The 18305-nt window shown below is 67.7% G+C and carries 15 protein-coding genes and 1 pseudogene; 5 read left to right on the top strand and 11 right to left on the bottom strand.

What is annotated here, in order from left to right; translation table 11 throughout:
- A partial coding sequence (locus AB0F81_RS43655; RefSeq protein ID WP_360208680.1) for a tyrosine-type recombinase/integrase occupies positions 1-787 on the top strand: 787 nt, incomplete at its 5' end.
- 50 nt (positions 788-837) lie between these two features.
- Here the strand turns inward: AB0F81_RS43655 and AB0F81_RS43650 are convergent.
- The 7 genes from AB0F81_RS43650 to AB0F81_RS43620 form a co-directional block, all read right to left on the bottom strand.
- Positions 838-1128 carry a hypothetical protein gene (locus tag AB0F81_RS43650; protein ID WP_360208678.1) on the bottom strand — a complete coding sequence of 97 codons (291 nt, stop codon included), beginning with the start codon at positions 1126-1128 and terminating at the stop codon, positions 838-840.
- Positions 1129-1144: 16 nt separating this feature from the next.
- Positions 1145-1864: a hypothetical protein gene (locus AB0F81_RS43645; RefSeq protein WP_360208675.1), complete on the bottom strand. Its 720-nt coding sequence runs from the start codon at positions 1862-1864 to the stop codon at positions 1145-1147.
- Positions 1865-1882: 18 nt separating this feature from the next.
- Positions 1883-2194: a hypothetical protein gene (locus tag AB0F81_RS43640; RefSeq protein ID WP_360208672.1), complete on the bottom strand. Its 312-nt coding sequence runs from the start codon at positions 2192-2194 to the stop codon at positions 1883-1885.
- A 17-nt stretch (positions 2195-2211) separates the two neighbouring features.
- A complete protein-coding gene (locus AB0F81_RS43635) occupies positions 2212-2529 on the bottom strand; it encodes a hypothetical protein (protein WP_360208669.1) in 318 nt (105 codons plus the stop codon).
- A gap of 210 nt (positions 2530-2739) precedes the next feature.
- Positions 2740-4224 (bottom strand): zinc-ribbon domain-containing protein, encoded by a 1485-nt coding sequence (locus tag AB0F81_RS43630; RefSeq protein ID WP_360208666.1) that lies wholly within the window; start codon positions 4222-4224, stop codon positions 2740-2742.
- A gap of 179 nt (positions 4225-4403) precedes the next feature.
- Positions 4404-5531, bottom strand: a complete 1128-nt coding sequence (locus AB0F81_RS43625; RefSeq protein WP_360208663.1) for a hypothetical protein — start codon at positions 5529-5531, stop codon at positions 4404-4406.
- A gap of 57 nt (positions 5532-5588) precedes the next feature.
- Positions 5589-6152: a PASTA domain-containing protein gene (locus AB0F81_RS43620; protein ID WP_360208660.1), complete on the bottom strand. Its 564-nt coding sequence runs from the start codon at positions 6150-6152 to the stop codon at positions 5589-5591.
- A 953-nt stretch (positions 6153-7105) separates the two neighbouring features.
- Between AB0F81_RS43620 and AB0F81_RS43615 the strand changes: the two genes are divergently transcribed.
- From AB0F81_RS43615 to AB0F81_RS43605, 3 genes are all read left to right on the top strand, one after another.
- Positions 7106-7666 (top strand): recombinase family protein, encoded by a 561-nt coding sequence (locus tag AB0F81_RS43615; RefSeq protein ID WP_360208657.1) that lies wholly within the window; start codon positions 7106-7108, stop codon positions 7664-7666.
- A gap of 1769 nt (positions 7667-9435) precedes the next feature.
- Positions 9436-10428, top strand: a complete 993-nt coding sequence (locus AB0F81_RS43610) for a LuxR family transcriptional regulator (RefSeq protein ID WP_360208683.1) — start codon at positions 9436-9438, stop codon at positions 10426-10428.
- Between the two features lie 65 nt (positions 10429-10493).
- Positions 10494-12881 (top strand): Tex family protein, encoded by a 2388-nt coding sequence (locus tag AB0F81_RS43605; RefSeq protein WP_360208655.1) that lies wholly within the window; start codon positions 10494-10496, stop codon positions 12879-12881.
- A 51-nt stretch (positions 12882-12932) separates the two neighbouring features.
- Here the strand turns inward: AB0F81_RS43605 and AB0F81_RS43600 are convergent, their stop codons facing one another.
- Positions 12933-14717: a serine/threonine-protein kinase gene (locus AB0F81_RS43600; RefSeq protein WP_360208652.1), complete on the bottom strand. Its 1785-nt coding sequence runs from the start codon at positions 14715-14717 to the stop codon at positions 12933-12935.
- A 240-nt stretch (positions 14718-14957) separates the two neighbouring features.
- Between AB0F81_RS43600 and AB0F81_RS43595 the strand changes: the two genes are divergently transcribed.
- Positions 14958-15263 carry a PspC domain-containing protein gene (locus tag AB0F81_RS43595; RefSeq protein ID WP_360208650.1) on the top strand — a complete coding sequence of 102 codons (306 nt, stop codon included), beginning with the start codon at positions 14958-14960 and terminating at the stop codon, positions 15261-15263.
- A 181-nt stretch (positions 15264-15444) separates the two neighbouring features.
- Here the strand turns inward: AB0F81_RS43595 and AB0F81_RS43590 are convergent, their stop codons facing one another.
- From AB0F81_RS43590 to AB0F81_RS43580, 3 genes and pseudogenes are all read right to left on the bottom strand, one after another.
- Complete coding sequence (locus AB0F81_RS43590; protein WP_360208647.1) at positions 15445-15996, bottom strand: redoxin domain-containing protein; 552 nt, start codon at positions 15994-15996, stop codon at positions 15445-15447.
- A 13-nt stretch (positions 15997-16009) separates the two neighbouring features.
- Positions 16010-17485, bottom strand: a complete 1476-nt coding sequence (locus tag AB0F81_RS43585) for an NADH-ubiquinone oxidoreductase-F iron-sulfur binding region domain-containing protein (protein WP_360208644.1) — start codon at positions 17483-17485, stop codon at positions 16010-16012.
- Positions 17482-18305: pseudogene (locus tag AB0F81_RS43580) on the bottom strand (translation initiation factor III); the annotation flags it as partial. The gene AB0F81_RS43585 and the pseudogene AB0F81_RS43580, both read right to left, overlap by 4 nt.

Raw genomic sequence — 18305 nt, 5'->3', positions numbered from 1 at the left:
ACGAGACGGGCACCAGCCTCGCCCCGCTACCCGCCCTCAAGGTAGCGTGAAGATCAACTCATCGACCCTGTCCGTCGAATCGGGTCAAGCCCAGTCGCCTGCCACGGTGCGGACGTACTTCATTGGATTGAAGATCTTCTACCGTTGGGCTGTTCGCGAAGAGCTGATGACCCGAAACCCCATGGCCGCGATCGACGAGCCACAGGTGCCTGATCGTGCGCCAGCGATTGTCACGGAGTCCGATCTTCGGAAACTTCTGACCGCGTGCGCCGGGCGTGATTTCCGGGACCGGCGAGACAACGCCATGATCCGGGTGATGCTGGAACCCGGCGGTCCACGTCGCTCTGAGCTTGCTTCTATGACGATGGACGGCCTGGACATGGACAACGACCTGATCCGCCTCCACGGCAAGGGCGACCGCATCCGCTACATGCCCTATAGCGGCCGCACGGGGCTCGCCCTTGCCCAGTACATGCAGTTGAGGGAGAAACACCGTCACAGTGACTCTGAGGCGGTCTGGCTGGGCCGGTTTGGACCGATGACGCACTGGGCGGTGGCTCAGATCTTGGAGGTCCGGTGCAAGCAAGCCGGAGTCTCAAAGATCAAGCCCCACCAGCTACGGCACACATCGGCCGACCGGTGGTTTGCCAATGACGGATCAGAAAACGACGCCATGGTTCTGTACGGATGGCGCTCACGGACGATGCTGAGCGTCTACGGCAGGTCGAACGCGGTAGCCCGTGCGCACGAGGCCGCGCGCAGAAAGTCGCTAGGTGACAGGTTCTAGCGTGGCTCGACGGCACGGCAGAGGTGCAACGCAGGGGCCGGTATCTCGGCTCAGTCGCGGTCCTCACCGAAGCGCTCAGCGGCTTTGCTGGTCTGGTCAGCGCGTTCTTCGTCGCTCAGTTGCTCCTCGCACTCCCGAAACCGCTCCATCGCCTGAAGGATCGGCCCCGAGTACGCCGCACTCCGTGCTACGTCGCGCAACGTGATCTGTCCGCTCAGGACGTCACGCGCCATCTCCGCCAGTTCTGGGCCGGCCACGCCGTCCCGCAGCCTTTCCAGGTTTCGCCGTAGCTCCTCGGCGAGTGCTGGGCTGCCCGCCATCCGTTCCAGCTCATCGCGCACGGAGTCTCGAACCAATTCAGGCTCCCGGAGTCGTGTAGGGCGTTGCGGGAAGAGGCATCGCGGAGAGGCTTCCACCCTGGTAGCCGAGGGTCATCCTTCCACCCAGAAGGCTAAGAATGACGGTGCCAGCCGTGTTGATCTTCAATGAAGCGTCGTTGAAGAGCCTCAACATATGAGCGACTTGTAGCGCAGCAACGCCATAGCCTGCGACCGCTCCGACGCCGGTGTATGCCGTTGCGCTGCCCGCCGCAAAGGAGATGGCGCTGATCAGGAACTTGTCGGCAATGGCCTGCATGATGTTGCCGAGCTGGTTAGAAAGCTGCCACGCGCCTAGGGCAGCCTGCCGGTAGTTCTCCTGAATCTGGGTCAGATCGATCTGTTGACCGCTGACCGCGCCTGCGAAGGTCGAGAAGTACTGGTAAGCGGCGTCAGCAGCGTTCCCGTCCCAGGTCTCGTCGAGTTCCAGCATGCCGTGCTGGATGTTGATTCCGAGTTCTTGGAAGCAGTTGGCCAAGTTGCCGAGCGCTTCGCCGAACTTCCACACCGCGTCCCACTCACCAGCAATGGCGTCGGTGAAATGGCCGAAGATGTCGATGCCGGTTGCCTTCTCGATGCCGTCGTTGATCCAAGCGGCGGGACTGACGTAGTTGAAGACGTCTAGCGGGTTGACGAACCTGTTGGTGAGGGTCTCGTCGGGTGCCGACGGAGCTACAAGCTGGGCGGTCGGGTCAGTCACATCAGTTCCCCGTCCGACTCAATCCTGAAATTCCAGGCCGCGCGGCACGGCGGGATATTCGGCGTCGATCTCCGCCGCTGACTGCAGGTCCGTCGTCTCGCAGCGTTCCGCTGCAGCACGCAAGGAGGCCTGAGAATCGGCGCCGAGCTTCTTGAGGTGAGCAAGCAACTGATGAAGCTCGCCGACCAACCTTTCATGGCTGCCAGCCAGCAGGCCGATCAGTCCCCCCTCGTGCAACGAGAAGCTCCCGTGCACGCTGATGTAGCGATCGGCTTCTTCGGCGACCCGTTCCACGTCGCCGAGTTGGCGTGCGTACTCCCGCAACGCCATCGGGTCCACTCTGAATGTCATACCGGCGTGATCCTGTTGACCATGAGGGCGGCGACGACCAGAAGGACCGTGCCGATCACCGCGTAGAGCAAACTCCGACGCCACAGCTTGGCAGCCTCGCCCTCGTCTGTGGTCCGGTGAATCTTGACCGCGTCAACAAAGGAATAGATGAAAGCCGCTCCGGGAGTGAGGATGATCGGCCAGGCCGCTATAGGCGTCATGCCGTCCTTCAGGGTGCTGACGAGCAGGGCAAAAAGCATCAAGGCGTAGATGCCCGTGAGGAATATGGCGAACTTCGCCGCCGCCCGCTGCATCTCTAGCTTCGCCTTGATCACGGACATCCTTCCGTCGCGCTTTGGCATGGGAGGTTAGCAACTGATCCATGAAGATCACTGTCCGGTTACAGACGGTGAGCGCCGCAGGGTTCAGCCGCGTACAGGTACACACCAATTCCGCGAGTTAGGTTCAAGCGCGCGATTTCTCGCTCCTGGCTTGGAGGCATAGAGAGGCGCAAGTGCGGAAGGAGTAGCCGCACCCCCATGTGATCAACCGCCAGAAGGCTGCCGGCTAGATCTCCGGGTTACGAGCCAGGCGCTGATCTCGCCTAGCACTCGATCAACCTCGCCGGCTCTTTCCCACTGATAGTTGACCTGGAGAAGGTTTGCACTGTTCAGCGGCAAGGGAAGGAGCCCTCCGCTCTGCTTCTGCTCACGGATCCTTATCACGGTGTAGCCAGCGGAGAGCAGAGCCGCCGTCTTCTCGGTGTCGGTGTCGGTCTTCTCAGCGTGCCAGTACGAACCGTCGTACTCGACCACGACAGCCTCTGACTCGTACGTGCCGAGGATGTCAACGCTCGCGGTGCGACGCTTCCCCCAGGGTGCTTCAACGCGGGCGCCATGTTGGGCATCCGTCAAAATCTCGCACAGGCTCTCGAAGAACTCCCTCTCGATCTTTGACTGTTGGACGAGCACGCATTCCGGGCAACCGCGGCCCGCGCTAGTGCGCCGGGCGATCGGGCCGGACCACTCATGCCCACACGCCCCTAGCCACCACGCCTCCGTAGCTGGTGAGAGGCCGACCTCGGAGGGTTTCAAGTTGCCGTTCTTGGTCGGGTGCCATTCCTTGGCGAGGTCAGGCCGAAGCGTCGCAAGGTCGTTGAACCCGGGCTCGACTAGCCGGCCGTAGCAGGTGGGACAGCCGGTTTTGAAGACGGTTCGCTGGAAGACCTGAGTCCTCCACTCGTGACCATGCTCGCACTGCCACCAGTACGAGCCGTTCGCCGCTGCGTGAATTTGGTCAGGCCGAAGGTTCTCGTTCTTGGACGGGTGCCACGTCGCCGCGACGTCGGGCGCCACATGAGCCAAGTCATTGACCCCTGCTACGGGGTACCTACCGAAACAGTGGGGGCATCCCGCAGCGACAGCACCGACGGGCTTGATCCGGTGCTGGATCCGAGCTTCGTAGCGGTGTCCGTGCTCGCACAGCCACGCAGCCCGATACTTCGAACCGGCGCTGTAGTCGGCCAGACTCTTGCCCGCGTTGCGGTCGGGATCCCACTCGTTCTCAAGCTGAGGATACTGACCAGGGCGGATCTTGCCGCTCCGAGGGCCGATGGCCGCATTGCATGTCGGGCAGCCCGTTCCGCGACGGCGGTTGGTAACGGTTGCTCGCCATTCGTGGCCACATCGTGCGACCCACCAAGCCTTGTAGTCGGATCCGGGCGTCACGTCCGTTGGCGTCCGTGTCCCGTTCCGCGTCGGGTGCCACTCGGCGGCCAACTCGGGGTGCACGGTCGCCAGATCCGTCTCACCGACGATTGGCCGCTTACCTGAGCAGTACGGGCAGCCGATACCCCGCGTGCGGTGCTGGACAATCGCTTCCCAGGAATGCCCGCGCTCGCACTGCCAGGTGACCATCTTCTTGGAACCGGCGGTGACCTTGGCCGCGGTCAAGGTGCCGTTAGCGACGGGATGCCACTGCGCGGCGACGTCCGGATGCGTGACGTTGAGCGTTTCCCTATGCCGCTTCACTCCGCCCAGTCTGCCTGAGGACTCAACCACGACGATCCAGCGCGCGAGCGACTCGCCCGTCGCATATGACTAACTAGCTGCCCCCGTGGATTCACCCCTCCTCAGGAGTAGGCGATCACCTCGGCGCTGCGTCACTGATCATCTATGTCATGGATAGGTGAACCCTCACCAGGACGTCATCAGCCATCGCCCGGGCCATGCGCGGCCGGTGGGATCTGGCCCCGTCGCAGAAGCGCACGACCCGCAGCGAGAGTCCCGTGAATCTGCTGGGCCGTGATCGGGATCGAGTCTTCCCCGCTCCGCCGAACGATGCTGATGTAGGCACCCTCGATGCGGTCACCCACGATCGCGCCATGGACCAGGAAGGGCTTCAGCTCCTCCTCCTGCGGGGGCAGCGATATGAGGATCAGGCCGCTGCCCGGAGCGAGTTCTACTGACCTGATGACCAGGCCTACCGGAAAGGGGAAGAGGCACGTCTCCAGAGCCTGTCGGTAGCGCCGGACGATCCCCGTGTCGATCGGGACCGGCTTCAGTGCGTTGATCAGCTCGCCGCCCGGAATCTTCTTGGTCCCCATGCCGACTACGACGATGCCGCCCTCTTCGGCGTTGGCGAACCTGCTGACCGCCTCAGCAAGCGAGATCTTGCCCCGGGGCGTCGTCAGGTCATAGTGGGCGGACTTGACGTCGAGCCACGGTCCCTCAGGCTGTCCGAGAAGGACGTCCGCTTGGCCAGCGGCCAGGAGATCTCCCACCGTCTCACGGGTCAACTGCCCGGTACTCGCCGCGCCGAACAGCGTGATGAGCCCTTCGCCGATCCTGTAAAGCGCTTCCAGGGTCCTGTTGCGGGTAGGGGCAGCAAGAACCGCCTCGTGAAAGTAGGGAGCGCTGACACGCCCTCCATCAGGACTCGCGCTGATCAACTCGGCGCCGCAGCGCCGAAGGAAAGGGCTACTAAGCTGCTCGACCATGCGGCGAAATGAGCCGTCATCGTCGAAGGCGTCGTAGAAGTCACGGCTGATGAGGTCGCAATGCACAGCGAACCGACCATCGTCGAGCAGCGTGAACGAAACCGGCTCAACGTGAGCGCCCTTCGGCTCATACTCGTCGTCCGGTGCCACGTCGATGTACACGAATCCGGGCGCCATGCCGTACCTATGCGCCCTCCGAAGCTCACGCGCTAGATCCGTCGCCATCGTGACGGCCAAATCCCCGTGCTTGATGACGATGGAACTGACTCCGTCGTCATATCGCTGCTCGTTCGCGAACCACCAGCGATTGTGCGAGTCGTACCGGACAGTCGAAGGCATGCCGGTCAGGCTTCCACATACCCGACGTGCACACGGTAGAGACGGATCCAAGCGTCGTCACATGTCGGAGTCCTTCATGGCGTCCAGGCAGACCTCGGTTCCCACCTTGATCTTCTTGCCCGCCGGTACCGACTGACCGATCACACGCCAGTTGGAGAACCAGAGGGGAACGTCGCCGCCGGGAGTCCGGCACACAGTGACGTTAGTAAGCCCTCGGTTTTGCCAAGCGCTCGCAGCGATGTTGAGCTTGAGGCCGACCAGGTCAGGCATAGCGACGCGGCGATTGGCAGCCGCCTTGGCGGCTTTCTCCTCGGCGGCTTTCTCCTCGGCGGCTTTCTCCTTGGCCGCCTTCTCGGCCGCTGCTTTCTTGGCCGCCGCTTGGTCGGCCGCAGCCTTGTCCGCCGCAGCCTTCTCGGCCGCAGCCTTGTCCGCCGCAGCCTTCTCGGCCGCAGCCTTGTCCGCCGCAGCCTTCTCGGCCGCAGCCTTGTCCGCCGCAGCCTTGTCCGCCGTCTCATGTTCGTTCTCGGCGCCACTCGCCGAAACGGTCTGCGTATCTGCTCCGGTGGGTTGGTCGCCGGCCGAGGCGATACCACCGATGACACAGAGAATCGAGACCGCCACGAATGCTGATCCGAGGCCTGTGAGCACCTTGTGCCGTACGAACCAACTCCGCTCTTCAAGCCATAGCGGCCATCCGATCGGCGCAGGTCCCCACGAGGGATCAGGCGTCCATCCCGGCGGTGGCGCCCATCCCCGAGCCAGGGTCGGCCAGTTCGGCGGCGGGTTGTATCGCAGATTGCGGCGCTTACGTGTCATGGGATTCCTCGTGTGAGCTGGTCAGCATGGCCGCCTGTCTGCGTGCCGCCCCGAGTATCGGTCCGCGGAGAGATCAAATAAGCGTCACGCACGTCTATCGGAACTCTGCGCTCCAAAGATCCCCCGAAGGCGATAGACCTTCGGCCAGGCTTGAGCATCAATCAGGCCCTCTTGCGCCGAAGACAGTGCAACCTGAGCTGGCCAGCAAGGGTGACAGCAGGCGATCATCCCTGCGACGCCTGGCGCATCCATGTCCCAGATGGATGAATCCCCGCCAGAACGCGAACAGACCGATCGGTCTAGTCATGTCCAGTCGGTGCTACATCGGCGTTTTACGGTTGATCTCCGTCCGTGTCTGGTGGACTTCTTTCGACAGGACGATCGGGGGATGCATCGTGACAACACTTGCCAATGGGCTTGTCGCTGGCAGGAAGTACTTGCGGGACAGCCGGGACGCGCAGAAGCCGGAGTGCGTTGAGGTAGCGGGCGTCGGGCCTAGTTCGGAGATCAGAGGCTTCATTGAGATTGCGTGGGCTGACGGCATCACCGAAGACGTGAGTCCGACAACGGCGTACGAGGAGTGCGAGTAACTGCCGCTAGATCACCGCCCGAACCGTGGCGCTGGGGTGTAGTCCAGGTGGGCACTCGCAAGCGCCAGGGAAAGTGTCGGATTAGAGTCCATATCACAATTTCTTGACGCATGTACGGCTACTTCCTAGGGTCTAACCTGACGCCACGGACTAGAGGGAGCTACCTGAATGCGGGTCGGATACATGCGAGTCAGCACGGTCGATCAGAACACTGCTCGGCAGTTGGACGGCATCGAGGTCGAGCGGGTCTTCACCGACAAGGCGTCCGGCAAGGACTCCAAGCGCCCGCAGCTCGAAGAGCTGATCGCGTTCGTCCGCCAGGGCGACACCGTCACCGTGCACAGCATGGATCGCCTCGCTCGCAACCTGGACGATCTCCGCCGACTCGTCCGCACGTTGACTGAGAAGGGCGTGAAGGTCGAGTTTCTAAAGGAGGGCCTGACCTTCACCGGCGAGGACTCGCCGATGGCGAACTTGCTGTTGTCCGTCATGGGGGCCTTCGCGGAGTTCGAGAGGGCGCTGATCCTCGAACGGCAACGTGAGGGCATCGCTGCGGCCAAACAACGCGGCGTATACACCGGCCGGAAGCCGGCCCTCTCTGAGGACCAGGCTGCCGAGCTTCGTGAACTTGCAGCCGCAGGAGAGCGGAAGGCTGATCTAGCCCGGAAGTACGGCATCAGCCGAGAGACCGTCTACGCCTACTTGAAGGCCAACCCGGTCACGAGTTGATCGTGTAGCGGCGAGAGAAGAACCCCACTCTCCAGCATCCCGGCAGCCGGTCGAGGGCGAATCGCTCGGTCCGAACGGACTGAGCGATTACCTTTTCCCGCGCTGCATGCCAGCCTGCATGCCAATACGGCCGATCGTATTGGCACCCGAACTCTCCGCGTCGACTCATCATGTTGATAAGCGCAGGCATCAACAACAACCTCGCGCAGGTAACAACGACAACGACAACGCTCATCTTGTTGTTGAGCGTGGACGTCAACGCTCACGTCGTTGTTGAGCGCGGACGTCCACGCTCACGTCGTTGTTGAGCGCGGACGTCAACGACAACAACATCGCCTAAACAACGACAACTCCCACTGCTTCCACGTTGGCCTCGACGGCTGCCGTCCGGAATAAGGCAGATTCTCTTTCAAGCACTCCCCGAGGACGACGCAGGCGTCCCACCCACCCCGTTGCTCCTTCCGCAACTCCGACGAAGGCTGCTCCTTACTTGGCTCCGACGAAGTAGGCGGAGTGATTAAGTTCGCAATCACATCGTTGAGTTCTTGCAACCACGGATCGGTGGCGGCTCCATGGGCATCTTCGGTCGGATCTGGTACGCCGATAGCCTGAACAGTTGGTTGTTCCCGGCTGCGACGGCGCTCGGCGAAGGTTGCATCCAGCTCAGCTCTCTGCGAATCGCTAAGTCGAGGAACCTCGGGGGAGTTGATAAGTGAACTATCCCTAGGCGGAAACAGGGATTGTTCACTTCTACGATTAGGCCCGCCAAAAGTGGTCGCTAGTAGCCACTTCGTCGGCGCACTCTTCTTGCCTTTCTCCCAGGGCTGTCCGACCTCGGCGTCAAGGAACCCGGCAGCGAGGAGTTCTACGCGAGCTTTGGTGATGGTCCCCAGGCTCGTGTACGTGGGGCCGCCCAGGATGCGAATGAGGTTTAGCGCGGCCCGGTGACTCAACAGAACGCTGGTTCCGCCCCACGAAGAGCGTTCTTGAGCGAGAGCGTGGAGCGCTGCGTAGAGCCACTTCGCACTCCGCGATAGCGCCGCCCATTTTGGGCTGCGGATCGCGTTCTTCCAGATAGATGAAAGGCGTTCGTACTGCCCGCGTAGGAGGTAGTCTTCGGCCGTTTCCAGAAGTTGGTCTAGACGGTCATCTCGGCGACGCCCAGGGCCTCCGTGTTCCACATACCGCGCGACGCTCCTCCGCCAACGCTCGACTACCTCCGCTTGTGCGCTGTCGGTCGCCCCGCCTCGCGCCCAATCTGGAAAGTCGGGATGCTCGCGCATCACGCGCATCGTTCTGCGAATGGCGGTTGCTGACGGACTTTCGAAGAGGCAGCGCCATTGCTCGGACATATCGGAGGAGTGTTGGTGTTGGCTCATGGGCGCAAGCTCTCTACGTGTGGGTCGACGCTCTCGCGTAGGGCCAGAGCCGCAGAACAGGGGCGGGGGCGCAATCCGCCCCTGTTCACCTGCGGCCAGCGCCCGACCCACACCGGAGCTGGTACATCCCCTATACGGCTCCGCAGCCAACTGGATACACCTGGATCACCCGTGAGCAGCACGGTCACCGGCCCGCCGCCGCAACGCACCGACGCACACGAGCGCCGCAGCTCGTCCAGCGCGGGGCCGCGTGTACCATCCGAGCCGCCGATGACCACCTAACTACCACCAGGTGGCCTCATGACCGGAAGGACGTTTGCGCAGGTAGACCGCATTGCCCATCGCCCTGGACGGTTGTCTCTAGTACCTCCTACGTAGTGTTGGGTGGTGATGGCGGTGACGATGGTGGGTCGCGCCCCGGCGCTGGACGAGTTGCGGCGGGCGTGTGCCCGTGTGCGCACCCGCGGCGACATGGTTACCGCCCTGGTCACGGGCGATCCGGGCACCGGCAAGAGCACTCTGGTGACCGCCCTGCGGCATGCCGAGCCGTCGATGCCGGTGCTGGCCGGGACGGCCCGGGTGCATTCGCCGGCGCCCTACGACTGGCTCGCCGCGATTCTCACCGGTCGTGACATTCGCGACATCGAGGTACCCGCCGACGCTCTGGCCTGGCTCAAGCAGGACCCGGACGTCCCTCGCGAGCGGTACACGCCGGAGGCCCTGCTGCGGCTGGCCGTCACCGCCGTCCGCGAGCTGGTGGCCGGCCGCCCGACCGTGCTGGTGGTGGAGGATCTGCACGCCCTCGACCCGGCCAGCCTCAACCTGGTCGCCGAGCTGGCCGCCGCGCAGCTGCCGGCGCTGCTGCTGGTGACCAGCCAGCCGGCGCAGGCCGCGGTGTCGCCGCAGCTCACCGCGCGCACCCTGGCCCGCCTCGCGGGCCAGCCCGGCACGGTGCGGCGCCATCTGGGCGCGCTGCGCCCGGCCGAGGTGGCCGAGGTCCTGATGCAGGCGTACGGGCAGGAGCCCACCCCGGACCTGGTGGCCTCGGTGTGGCAGCGCACCGACGGCAACCCGTACCGGCTGAGCGAGCTGCTCGCCGTGGAGGGCGCCGACGGCCCGGAGGGGCTGCTGGGCGGCGTTTGCGACCTGACCGCCCGGGAGCGGGAGGTGCTCGGCTGTCTCGCCGAGGGGATGGCGAACAAGCAGATCGCCGCCGCGCTCGGCATCTCGGTGCGCACGGTGACCGTGCACGTGTCGAACCTGCTGCGCAAGACCGGCGCCGCCTCCCGCACCGAAGCCGCGCTCTGGGCGATGCGCGGCGGTGGTGTACCACAGAGCCGGCCGCGTGATCTGCAGACCCTCCCGGCATCGTCCAGCGGGTGATCGTCGGCGACCGGCCCTGCGGGGCGGCGCGACAACACGGACCCGGCTCGGTAACAATCGTCGTCGTGACGACAGCGATCCATCAACGCATTGCCTCAGAGCTCGGGGTACGGGAAGGGCAGGTCACCGCCGCGGTCGAGCTGCTCGACGGCGGGGCCACCGTGCCGTTCATCGCCCGCTACCGCAAGGAGGTGACCGGCACCCTCGACGACGCCCAGCTGCGCACGCTCGAGGAGCGCCTGGGCTACCTGCGGGAGCTGGAGGACCGGCGAGCCGCGGTGCTGGAGTCGATCCGGTCGCAGGGCAAGCTCGACGACGCCCTGGAGCAGCAGATCCTCGAGGCCGACACGAAGGCCCGGCTGGAGGACATCTACCTGCCGTTCAAGCCGAAGCGCCGGACCAAGGCGCAGATCGCCCGCGAGGCCGGCCTGGAGCCGCTCGCGGAGGGCCTGCTGACCGACCCGTCGGTCGACCCGAAGGCGGCCGCCGCGGCGTTCGTCGACGCCGACAGGGGTGTCGCCGACCCGCAGGCCGCGCTCGACGGCGCCCGGGCCATCCTGATCGAGCGGTTCGCCGAGGACGCCGACCTGATCGGCGAGCTGCGCGAGCAGATGTGGACCCGGGGCCGCCTGATCGCCAAGGTCCGCGACGGCAAGCAGAACGACGGCGCCAAGTTCGCCGACTACTTCGACTTCGCCGAGCCGTACACCAAGCTCCCCTCGCACCGCATCCTGGCGATGCTGCGCGGCGAGAAGGAGGAGGTCCTGGACCTCACCATGGAGCCGCACCCCGAGGAGGACGAGGGCTACTTCGAGGGCCGCATCGCCGGGCGCAACGGCATCAGCGACCAGGGCCGCCCCGGCGACCGGTGGCTGGTCGACACGGTGCGCTGGGCGTGGCGGACCCGGATCCTCATCCACCTCGGCGCCGACCTGCGGGTCCGGCTGCGCGAGGCGGCCGAGGACGAGGCGGTCCGCGTCTTCGCCGCCAACCTGCGGGACCTGCTGCTGGCCGCGCCGGCCGGCACCCGCGCCACGATGGGCCTGGACCCGGGTTTCCGGACCGGGGTGAAGGTGGCCGTCGTGGACGCCACCGGCAAGGTGGTGGCGACCGACACGATCTACCCGCACGTGCCGCAGAACAAGTGGGACGAGTCGATCCACCGGCTCGCCGCGCTCGCCTCCCGGCACAACGTGGAGCTGATCGCGATCGGCAACGGCACCGCCTCCCGGGAGACCGACCGGCTCGCCACCGAGCTGATCAAGCGGCACCCGGAGGCCAAGCTGACCAAGGTGGTGGTCTCCGAGGCGGGCGCGTCGGTCTACTCCGCCTCGGCGTACGCCTCGCAGGAGCTGCCCGGCCTGGACGTCTCGCTGCGCGGTGCGGTCTCCATCGCCCGCCGCCTGCAGGACCCGCTCGCCGAGCTGGTGAAGATCGACCCGCGTTCGATCGGCGTCGGGCAGTACCAGCACGACATCTCCGAGGTGAAGCTGGCGCGTTCGCTGGACGCGGTGGTCGAGGACTGCGTGAACGGCGTCGGAGTGGACATCAACACCGCCTCCGCGCCGCTGCTGACCCGGGTCTCCGGGATCACCGCCGGGCTGGCCGAGAACATCGTGCTGCACCGCGACCAGAACGGCCCGTTCAAGAACCGCAACGAGATCAAGAAGGTCGCCCGGCTCGGCCCGAAGGCGTTCGAGCAGTGCGCCGGCTTCCTGCGCATCCGCGACGGCGAGGACCCGCTCGACTTCTCCAGCGTGCACCCGGAGTCGTACCCGGTGGTCCGCACCATCGCGGCGGACGCCGGCGCCGACGTGAAGACCCTGATCGGCAACAGCCCGCTGCTGAAGGCGATCCGGCCGGACAAGTTCGTGACCGACACGGTCGGCCTGCCGACGATCACCGACATCCTCAAGGAACTGGAGAAGCCGGGCCGCGACCCGCGCCCGGCGTTCACCACGGCCACCTTCGCCGAGGGCGTCGAGAAGATCGCCGACCTGAAGCCGGGCATGGTCCTGGAGGGCCAGGTGACCAACGTGGCGGCGTTCGGCGCGTTCGTCGACATCGGCGTGCACCAGGACGGCCTGGTGCACGTGTCGGCGCTGTCGGACAAGTTCGTGCAGGACCCGCGCGAGGTCGTCAAGTCCGGTGACGTGGTGAAGGTCCGCGTCCTGGAGGTCGACGAGCAGCGCAAGCGGATCTCGCTGACCATGCGCCTGTCGGACGAGCCGAACAAGGGCCGTCAGCCCCGGGAGGAGCGGGGCCGCGGCGGCAGCCAGCAACGGCAGCCCCAGGGAGGCGGCCAGCAGCGCCAGGGCGGCGGTCAGCAGCGCCAGGGTGGGCAGCGCCAGCCGCGGCAGCAGGGCGGCTCTCAGCGGGGCGGTCAGGGCGGCGGCTTCGGCAACAGCGCGATGGCCGACGCGCTGCGCCGGGCGGGCCTGACCCGCGACTGAGCGAGACGGCGTGACAGACGAGGACCCGGGCGGGCGCCCGGGTCCTCGTCGTCAGAGGTACCAGACCTTCAGGTCGGTGAAGGCCACCTCGTACGGGCCCTTCGCCGGCGCGTCCCGGTCGGTGTAGATGCCGAGCAGCAGCCGCCCGGTCTTCAGGTCGGCGGCCGGCAGCGGCGCCTCGTCGACCACGATGCCGTCCCGGGACACCTGCAGCCGGTCCCCGCTGACCTGCAGGCCGATCCGGGTGGGTGCGGCGCCCAGCGCGATCGGGGCGTTGCCCAGCGGCATCGTGTGCCGCACCGAGATGCCGTCCTTGCGGTGCTCGCCGACGTAGATGTTGCGCTCGCAGACGCGCACCTGGTAACCGTTCAGGCCGGAGTTGCGGAACCAGATCGACGCGCAGCTCTTCGGCGTCAGCAGGCGCACCCCGACCTCGGCGCGGAAGTCCCGCGGCATCTCGTCCTGCGGGCCCCGGCACTTGAACGGGTCGTTCCCGGCCCGGTAGACCACCAGCGCCTCGTCGAAGTGGCAGTTCGCCTCTTTGCTGGGCATCTCGCTCGCGGTCCAGAGCGACTCGCGGACCAGGGCGTCGGCGCGGTCGGGCGGGTCGGCGGGCACCGACGCCGACGGCGAGACCGGCTCCTTCACCGGCGTGGCCGAGTCACCACCCGTGCGGCGCAGGGACAGGGCGAGCATGACCGCACCGGCCACCACGGCGAGGATCAGGAAGCCGATGGCGGCCGGCAGCACCCACCGGCGGGCCGGTTCCGGCGGCGGCGGGCCGGGCAGCGCCGGCGCGGGGGCGGGTGAGATCGGCACGGTGACGATCGAGTTCTCGTCGTAGCCGATCAGGCCGGGCGGGATGTCCAGGGTCGGCACGGTAGCCGTGCCGGCGCCCTGCACCACCGCGTACCCGGTCACCGCCTGTGCCTCGGTGGCCGCGGCACGCAGGCCGGGTTGATCGGCGAGCGCGGCCACGGTCGCGGCCGGGTGGTCGCCGGAGACCAGCAGGTCGAGCAGCTCACGGGCGCTGGGCCGGTTTTCCGGCTCCTTCTCCAGGGCGTGCGCGACCAGGTCGCGCAGCGGCCCGCTGAGGCCGTCCAGCCGGGGCGGCTGGGTGAGGATGCGCGCCGCGGTGGCCGGCGGCGAGTCGGCGTAGAACGGGGTGGTGCCGGTCCCCGCGTACGCCACCACGCTGCCCCAGGCGAACACGTCGGCGGCCGGGGTGACCGGGGTGTCCGGGTCGGAGCTGAAGCGTTCCGGCGCCATGTAGGCCACCGTGCCGACCATCTGGTCGGTCCGCGTGTTGGCGCTGGTCGCCTCCATGGCCCGGGCGATGCCGAAGTCGATCACCTTGGGGCTGCCGGGCGCCAGCAGCACGTTGCGCGGCTTGAGGTCGCGGTGGATCACGCCGGCGCCGTGGATCGCGGTGAGCGCGGTGGCCACGCCGATCGCCACCCCGTGCAGGTTCGCCTTGGTCAGCGGGCCGCGCTGCTCGACCACCTCGGCCAGGGTGGGGCCGTCGACGTATTCCACGACGAGGTAGGGGGACTCGTGGTCGGGGTCGGCGTCGAGGACCTCGGCGGTGCAGAACGGCGGCACCTGACGGGCCCGGTTGACCTCGCTGCGGAAACGGCGCCGGAACTCGTCGTCGTGCGCCAGGTCGGCACGGACCATCTTGACCGCGACCAGCACCCCGTTGGCCGCCCGGGCCAGGTAGACGGTGCCCATGCCGCCCTCACCGAGGCGGCCCACCAACTCGTAGACGCCGAGGGCGCGGGGATCCCGCGGGCGCAGTGGCTGCGTCCGATCGCCCGGCAGTGTGCCATCGACCATGTTCGTGCTCCCCCGGACCGCCCCCTCGGCCGGTCTCACTCTTCACCGCCTGGCACTGTATCGGGCACTGTCTCTACCCCAACAGACCCTGCGCGGGTTGATCATGATCACCGGCGCAGCCCCGAATGTTAACCAGAACGCCGGCGCCGGCGACACCGCCCTCCCGGACATCCCGGAGGTGGATCTCCGGGTTCGATCCGGGCGTCGCCCGATGGTTTCCGCGGTGACCACGCGTCACTGTTGAGTCACCGGTTCTTCACCGCGAAGGCCGAGTTCAACGAGAGCGAGACAACCATGAACGCCGTGCACGACACGATGGCCCGCCAGGGCCTGGTCCGCCCCCAGGACGGCCGGATGTTGGCCGGTGTGTGCGCGGGCCTGGGCCGCCGGTTCGGGGTCGACCCGTGGAGCGCCCGCCTGCTGTTCGTCCTGATCCTCTTCGTCGTACCGGGCAGCCAGATCCTGATCTACCCGCTGCTCTGGCTGCTGATGCCGGCCGAGAAGCCGGCCTGGTCGGCGGCGACCCCGCCGCCCACCACCCTCTGACCACGCTCCCCCGGCCGGCGCCGGCGGTCCCGCACCGGGCCCGCCGGCGCCGAGTACGCGGACAGCGCCGCGCAGGTGGACGGCATGCTGGTCACCGGCCGCGCCTGGCCGGACCACCCGTACTGGATGCGGGAGTTCCTCACCGTGCTGCGGGCCGAGGCGCCGATCGGCTGAGCGCGGCTCAGGCGGTGAGCGCGCGGACCTTCTCGGTCAGCTGGAGGTCGTCCAGGTAACCGGTGTGGATGATCTTCCCGTCCGGGTCGATCAGCACGTACCAGCTCTGCTGGGCGATCCCGAACCGCTGCCAGATCTTGCCGCCCGGGTCGTTGAGGTGCGGCACGGCGCTCAGCTCGAAGTCGCTGACGAACTCGTTCATCGCCTTCTTGGTGCCCATGCCGGCGATGCCGAGGATGCCCAGCCGGTCGCCGTACTCGTCGTGGATGTCGGCGATCGACTGGGCCTCGCTGGCGCAGGTGGCGCACCAGGGCGCCCAGAACCAGAGCACCGCCGGCTTGCCGGCGAGGGAGGCCGCGTCGAACGCGGCCCCCTCCAGCGTCGTCCCCTTGAAGGAGAGCGACTTCGGCGTGCTCCTCTTGGCCGCGCTCGGGCTGGGCGCGGCCGGCCCGGCCGGAGACGCCGGGGCCTCCGGACCCGCCGGACTCGCCGGGGCCGGGGTGTTCGTGCAGCCCGCCAGGGCGAGCGCAGCCGTCAGCAGGACCGCACGCCTTCTCATTCTCGGCTCCGCCTCACTTCGCAGTCGTCGGCTCGGTCAGGCGCAGGGCCAGCGCCGGGCAGACGTTGACCGCCTTGCGCGCCCCGTCCTCCAGCCACGGCGGCAGCGGCGTCTGCGGGAACGCCGGGAAGCCGTTGTGGTCAAGCCGGATGATCTCCGGGGCGACCGCCGAGCAGAGCCCGTGCCCGTCGCACCGCGACCAGTCCAGGGCGAGCTTCCGGGCGCCCTTCTCGGCCGTGTAGGGCAGCGGCAGGATGCCGCGCACCTGCTTGCCGCAGCCCTCGCCGTTGGCGTGCGCCGCCACGTCCTCCTGGAAGACCTCCAGGGCGGAGAGCGCGAACCGCGACGTGCCGTCCGGGTGGCTGCACGCGCCGCGGCCCTTGACCAGGCCGGCCGCCTGCCGCACGTTCTCCAGCGCGCTGCCGCCGAGCGACACCAGCGTGACCGCCCGGGCCAGGTCGGGCAGGCCGATCCGGCACGGGCCGCACTGACCGGCCGACTCACCGGCCAGGTACTGCACCACCTGGGCGACCTCACCGAGCGGGCAGGTCTTCGAGCCGATCGGGATCAGCATGCCGGCGCCGAGCGTGCCGCCGACCTTGGCGAAACCCTTACGGGAGATGGTGATGTTCCGCGCGGCCGCCGCGCTGACCCACTTGCCGTGGTAGCCGCCGACCAGCAGGCCGGGGCCGAGGTCGGCGCCGCACATCTCCAGCACCTCCATGAGCGGGGTGCCGGTCGGCGCCTCCACCACGGCGGGCGCGGTGGCCGAGCCGCCGACGGTCAGCATGACCGTGCCCGGCTCCTCGGGGATGCCGACCGCGTTGTACTCCCACGGCCCGAGCCGGGCGGCGATCGCCAGCTGGGAGAAGGTCTCGGCGTTGGAGAGCAGGGTGGGCAGGCCCATCACGCCGTTGTCGCTGGAGCGGACCTTGCGGCCCGGCGGGATGTGCGCCTCGCCGTTGATGCCGCGGACCAGCGCGCCACCCTCACCGGAGATGAACCGGTGCGGGACCGTGACGATCCGGGTCGGGCAGGGCATCTTGCGCTCGGCGAGCGCCGCGGTGATCGAGCTCTGGCCGACACCGTCGTCGGCGATGCCGATGACGATCTCCTCGGCGTCCAGGGCGGCGGCGGCCAGGGCCGCGCCGTCCAGGATCAGGTGCGGGCCGCGGGTGAGGACCGCCTTGTCCTTCCAGGACGGCGGCTCACCCTCGGTGGCGTTGACCACGATCACCGGGGGCAGTTCCTGCCGGCGGCAGGAGTCGATGACCGCGCGCACCTTACGGGCGAACGGGAAACCCGCGCCGCCCCGCCCGCGCAGCTCGATCCGGTCGGCCAGCCCGACCAGCTCGCCCGAGGAGAGCGCGGCGAACCCGCCGTGCACCTCCTGGTGGGCGATCAGGTCGAGGCGGCCGTACTCGTCGAACCCCGCGGTGATGCGTGGGGTGCCGATCGCGGTGACCGGAGGAACCTGTGCCGTGCTCAATTCGTGTCACCACGCAGCTGCGAGAAGTAGGCGTCGTCCTCGTCAGCGCCGCGGCGGTTGCGACGGCCGCGGCCCTCGTCCTCCGGCGGAGCCGCACGGCGGGAACGCCGCGGAGCGGTGTCGACCATGGTCGGGCTGTCCTCGTAGCCGGGCTCGCTGCCCCACTGGTCGGTGGCGAGGTCGACGAACTGGCTGCGGCTGCTGTGCCGGCCGTCGGCGCGGCGGGGCGGCTCCTCGTCGGCGTACCGGGCGGCACGCTGGCGGGGGACGTCCTCGTAGCCCTCGTAGGTGTCGTAACCCTCGTCGTGGCGGCCGCGGGGGCGGTCGTCGAACTCGGGCTCGCGACGGCGGGCGCGCGGGGGCGGCTCGTCGTCGGCGTACCGGCGCATCCGGGTGCCGGTCGACTCCAGGTCGTCGCGGCGCATCCGCGTGCCCGTCGACTCCAGGTCGTCACGGCGCATCCGCGTGCCCGTCGACTCCAGGTCATCGCGGCGCATCCGGGTGCCGGTCGACTCCAGGTCGTCGCGGCGCATGCGGGTGCCGGTGGTCTCCGGGTCGTCGTCGAACCGGCGGCCACGGCGCGGGCCGGCGTCGTAGATCTCCTGGGCCCGGCCACCCCGGGAGCGCGGGGCGGGCTCGTCGTCGTACCGGTAACGCTCTTCCTCGATGTCGCGCCGCGAGATGGCGCGGGTGGCGGTGTCGTAGCGATCGTCGTCCTCGGTGGCGCGGCGCTGCCTCGGCGCCGGAGCCTCCAGCTCCGGCTGGCGCCGGCCGCGGGCCGGCGGGTAGTCCTCGTCGACGATCGGGGCCTGGACCGGCG

The organism is Actinoplanes sp. NPDC024001 (genome assembly GCF_040638955.1).
In the GTDB taxonomy this organism is placed as follows: domain Bacteria; phylum Actinomycetota; class Actinomycetes; order Mycobacteriales; family Micromonosporaceae; genus Actinoplanes.
Note: the sequence above shows the minus strand (reverse complement) of the source record. Positions and strands in the feature narration are given on the sequence as shown.

Coding starts and splice junctions, on each gene's coding strand:
- AB0F81_RS43615 (WP_360208657.1), top strand. CDS start 7,106: ATGCGGGTCGGATACATGCGAGTCAGCACGGTCGATCAGAACACTGCT.
- AB0F81_RS43600 (WP_360208652.1), bottom strand. CDS start 14,717: ATGGTCGATGGCACACTGCCGGGCGATCGGACGCAGCCACTGCGCCCG.
- AB0F81_RS43590 (WP_360208647.1), bottom strand. CDS start 15,996: ATGAGAAGGCGTGCGGTCCTGCTGACGGCTGCGCTCGCCCTGGCGGGC.
- AB0F81_RS43640 (WP_360208672.1), bottom strand. CDS start 2,194: ATGGCGTTGCGGGAGTACGCACGCCAACTCGGCGACGTGGAACGGGTC.
- AB0F81_RS43610 (WP_360208683.1), top strand. CDS start 9,436: ATGGCGGTGACGATGGTGGGTCGCGCCCCGGCGCTGGACGAGTTGCGG.
- AB0F81_RS43625 (WP_360208663.1), bottom strand. CDS start 5,531: ATGCCTTCGACTGTCCGGTACGACTCGCACAATCGCTGGTGGTTCGCG.